4 protein-coding genes are annotated in these 3,824 nt (G+C 68.1%); 2 read left to right on the forward strand and 2 right to left on the reverse strand.

The window, feature by feature from the left end; translation table 11 throughout:
* On the forward strand, positions 1–536 hold a 536-nt coding region (locus D456_RS0123105; RefSeq protein WP_152442662.1), incomplete at its 5' end, for a UTRA domain-containing protein.
* 223 nt (positions 537–759) lie between these two features.
* Positions 760–2,082 carry a hypothetical protein gene (locus tag D456_RS0123110; protein ID WP_017578553.1) on the forward strand — a complete coding sequence of 441 codons (1,323 nt, stop codon included), beginning with the start codon at positions 760–762 and terminating at the stop codon, positions 2,080–2,082.
* A 96-nt stretch (positions 2,083–2,178) separates the two neighbouring features.
* Here the strand turns inward: D456_RS0123110 and D456_RS0123115 are convergent, their stop codons facing one another.
* Together D456_RS0123115 and D456_RS0123120 are read right to left on the reverse strand one after the other, a co-directional pair.
* Positions 2,179–2,523 carry a hypothetical protein gene (locus D456_RS0123115; RefSeq protein WP_017578554.1) on the reverse strand — a complete coding sequence of 115 codons (345 nt, stop codon included), beginning with the start codon at positions 2,521–2,523 and terminating at the stop codon, positions 2,179–2,181.
* The gene (locus D456_RS0123120) at positions 2,523–3,149 is read right to left on the reverse strand and encodes a ParA family protein (RefSeq protein ID WP_017578555.1); all 627 of its coding nucleotides are present in this window, start codon (positions 3,147–3,149) and stop codon (positions 2,523–2,525) included. The genes D456_RS0123115 and D456_RS0123120 overlap by 1 nt, the downstream gene beginning before the upstream one ends.
* Between the last annotated feature and the right edge of the window lie 675 nt (positions 3,150–3,824).

Raw genomic sequence — 3,824 nt, forward strand, 5'->3', positions numbered from 1 at the left:
CCCGCCAACAGGGCAGCACCGTCATCGGTCGGAGAGCCGTGCCCGAACCCGCCGAGCGGGTTCGCCGCGTAGCCATCCCGGACGGAGACCGCATGGAGGTCACCGAGGCCGGCGTCGTGCCCATGCTCCCGAGCGTGGGCGCTGCACTCGGGGTCAATGGAGACGCACTGAACATGACAGTGATCAGGCGTGAGGTGATCACGTACAGGGAGGAGCGCCCCTACCGACTCTCGGTGGCCTGGGTCCCGGCCCCCTTCCGCGACGACGTCTCAGAGCTGGTAGAGACCGAGCCAATCCCCAACGTCATTGAGTTGATCGGGCAGAGGACCGGCCGCTACGCCACCGACGGCCGGGAGTACTTCGAGGGGCGTACCGCTGATGAGCGTGAAGCGGCAGCGCTCGGCATTGAGGTTGGGACCGCGATCCTGGCCGGAACGGACGTGTACTGCGATGAGACCGGTCCGCTCATGTACTACGAGTTCGTTTGCCCCCCGAACCACGCAGTGAGCAACGCGTACCAGCTGCCCCGCCGCTGACCCGACGAGGAGCCCAACCGCAGGTTGGGCTTTTCGTCGGCCTCGGATGTGAAACCAGAGCCTCCACAAGACCGTGGATGGTTACCGTGCCCAGACATGACGAAGGGCCGGGAGTTCGCACCTCCCGGCCCTGCAAAAGTCTCCGCCTCTTTAAACGAAAGACATCACCGATGGTACCCACACACCCCGAGCGCACCCACGCGAACAAGAGTGGGGGTGCGCTGTGAGCCTCTACCCGATCATCTGGGCAGCAGAGCACGCCCCGGTACGCGACGCCGAAGAGCGGTCCATCCTTATGGCGCTCGTGATCAAGGCCGACTTCGATGGCTGCAACGCCTTCAGGTCCTACAAGCGGCTGGCCACCGTCGCCAAATGCGATCCGAAGACCGCCGAGCGACGCTGCAAGGCCATGGAGGAGCGCGGCCTCATCCGACGCCAGCCCGGCCCCAAGCCCCGAGCGTGGAAGCACCTGCCCGCCGACAAGAAGACGGTCGTGTGGGAAGCGATGATCCCCGCCTCCTTCTGGAGTGCGGTGCAGCTCGCGGAGATCAACGAAGCCCGCGAGGAGCGTGGCCGCGCACCGGTCACCCCGAAGACCCGCCCGGACCTCCCGGAGGCCCCCCCGAAGAAGGCCCGCGCTGACAAGGGCAAAGCACGCCCGAACCGCCGGAAGAAGAAGCCGGAGCAGAAGGAGCCGGGGGACTACAAGTCCCCCGGCTCGGAAGAGCACACCGCAGAGAGCGGGGGGACTACAAGTCCAGTCGCGGGGGGACTACAAGTCCAGTCGCGGGGGGACTACAAGTCCACCAACCCCCCGAACGCACCTTCCGATTCACCATCCTCCCCCCCAGCCCCCCCGGCCGGTGGTGGCCACGACCGCCCCGAGACCGATCCGCAGGGAGGGGAGGACGAACTCTCTCCCACGACCGAGGAAGAGCACAGCGAGCAGGACGCACGCCTAGAACGCGCCCAGAAGCTCATAGACCACGCCGTGAGGCTCTGGCCCAAGGGACACCGACCCCCCAGTGCCCGTGACCGCGTACGGCTCACTGAGCGCGTTGTGGCCGAACTCGCTGCCGACGGCGACGACACGTCGATCGTCTTCGAGCTGTCACGCGACCTGCGAGACGCCGGAAGCGCGGTCAGCGTGATCATGGGCAGCCGAACGACGGTGCCCGGGTGGGGCCGGATCCACGACCCGCGCCCGGACCACAGCCGGCACGAGATCCAGACCGCGCGCCCGTGGTGCGGACAGTGCACCGAACGCACACGCCTGACGAACTACTACAACCCCCAGACCGGCGAGAGCCGACCCGGCCGGTGCCGCGCACCCGTTGTCGACCACACCGGCCAGACCGTGGCCTGCCACCCCTACGCCACTCCCCGCCGCGAAGCTGACGAGGCCAGTAACGCCCCCGAGGAGATGAGCACCGAGGAGCTCCAGGCCGCCATGGAGGAGTCGTTCGAGAAGGCCACCGCCACGGCTCGCTCCGGCGCAGCCCGTGCCCGAGAAGCGTTGGCTCGCGAACAGGTCACCCAGAGCTGACCCGGACGCACCGGAGCCCCCACCTGTACGGCGTACAGGTGGGGGCTCCTTCAGTGTCCACGGAACTACTGCATTCCGCAGTGCCGTATCCGCGTATCAGCTGTCTTCCGTGTCGGCTGCACCGATGCGCTTGGCCACACGCGCCAGCAACGCCGGATCAGCGGAGGCCTCCTCCAGCAGGGCACGCCACATGGCGGCCGCGGTGAGGGTGGGCCGGTCGGCCTCTTCGGCCACGTCCAGCAGCACACGCCGCATCTGGCTGTAGGCCGGCGGGTCCAGGTCCACCGTCACCCGCACCGGATCGGTCCGGCGGGCCGACTCCCCGCGCTTGGTCTTCTTCCTCGTCGCCTTCTTCGGCTCCTGGTCGACCTTCTCCGGAGCAGTCTTGCGCGTGCCCCGGGATTCGGCCGCCTTCTGGAACCGGTTCGCTCTCTCAGCCATCAGGCGGCCCCCGCCCGCTCCAGCAGCTCGTTCCCCAGCTTCTCGAAGGGCGGCAGGGCGCTCTTCTCGGGCGCGGCCCCGTAGGCCATCGAGTAGGTCTCCCACCGGGGGATCTCGGAGGTGAGCACGTCGTATCCGGCCCCGTGCAGGGCCTCGCGCACCTCCGGACCGGACCGGGCGGAGGCGACCACGCGGGTCAGCAGCAGCGAGGTCCGCACCGGGCGTTCGCGGTTCTCCTCGGCCTCGCCGATGACTTCGGCCATGGCCGAAGTGCGCTCGACCTCGATCGTGGACGGAGCCACCGGGATGACCAGCTCGTCGACGACCCGCAGGATGCTGCGCACCGTGCGCCCGTGGTCTTCGGCCTGCGGCGTGTCCACGATGACGACCGTGTCCGAACCTGCGTACGCACTCAGCTTCGTTCCGGGGTTCTGCGCGCTCAACCCAATCACGTCGAACGGGAAGCCCCCGATCGCGTCCGACCATTCGAGCGCGGATGCGGCCGGGTCGGTATCGGCGAGCAGCACGTCGTGGCCGGCCCCGTGCAGGGCGTAGGCCAACATCACCGACGAGGTCGTCTTCGAGGTCCCTGGTTTCGTGTTCGCCAGAGCGATGCTCAGTTTCATGCAGCGACCGTAGCTCAGCCCCTGCTGAGTCCAGCTCCTACGGCACTCAGCCAGCACGGAATGCAGTAGTTCAGCAACTCTCACTCATGTACACGCCCGTGCATTCCTCAATGAGGCAGGGCAGCAGGAACGAGCATCCGAGGTCCACACACCTAGGCACTATTAGTGATCCCAGGTCAGGAGCGAGCACGAGCACGACGATCACACCTAGGCATCATCGATGCCCCGGCTACCGATCCCCCGCCGTGCTCCTGTTTGTAGGTGCTGGGAGCACCAACCAGTACGGGCAGTCCATGGCGGGGTCTGCTCACGGGATGGCCTGGGTGCTCGCGGTGAGCAGACCCCGCCGCTCAGGGTGGCGGGGCGCGCGGCGGGGCCGGCGGCTGGGTGGACGGCGACCGCCACGGCCCCCCGGTACGAGGGGGCTCTCGCCCCCGTCGACCCCCAGACCCGGACGCGAACCCGGCGCCATGCGGCGTGCACGAGGGGCGGGCGTGGTTGGCGCCGGAACCCCGTCCGGACCGCAACGCTGCGTTGCTCTGGCAGGGGTCCGGATGAGCGCAGGTATCCCTCCGGGATGACCCGCCCGAGAGGTGAGCTCCCGAACGGTGAACGGTGAGCCTTTGTATCTCCGACACGAGGCCTCCGTCTGACTGAGCCTTTGTATCTCCGACA

Origin of the sequence: Nocardiopsis kunsanensis DSM 44524 (assembly GCF_000340965.1) — a bacterium.
In the GTDB taxonomy this organism is placed as follows: Bacteria; Actinomycetota; Actinomycetes; order Streptosporangiales; family Streptosporangiaceae; genus Nocardiopsis; species Nocardiopsis kunsanensis.